Annotated in this window: 1 protein-coding gene; it reads right to left on the bottom strand. The window is 78.7% G+C overall.

Annotated elements, in window-relative coordinates; genetic code table 11:
• A partial coding sequence (locus KVS67_RS12360; RefSeq protein WP_217565484.1) for a hypothetical protein occupies nt 1–254 on the bottom strand: 254 nt, incomplete at both ends.

The following is a 254-nucleotide window of genomic DNA, read 5'->3' as shown; positions in this document are numbered from 1 at the left end:
GCGCCGCCGGGAGACCACGGCGCCCTCGACCCGGTCCTCGGACTCTCCGGCGTCCTCGTCCTCGGTGCGCTGCCGGGACGTGGTCTCGGTGCGCAGGACCTCGATCAGGTTCGCCGGCACGGCGAACGGGGCGGTCGGGTCGACCTGCAGCGTCGGCGCGCTCGGCTCCTCGGGCGCGTCCGGGGCGTCGTCGGACGCGGGGGTCCGGTCCGGCTGGACCGCCCCGGCGGCGGTGGCCCCTGCCGTCTGGCGCA

Origin of the sequence: Micrococcus sp. GbtcB5 (assembly GCF_019091605.1) — a bacterium.
Taxonomy (GTDB): domain Bacteria; phylum Actinomycetota; class Actinomycetes; order Actinomycetales; family Micrococcaceae; genus Micrococcus; species Micrococcus luteus.
The sequence above is the reverse complement of the archived record's forward strand: the minus strand, read 5'-3'. Positions and strand labels throughout refer to the sequence as shown.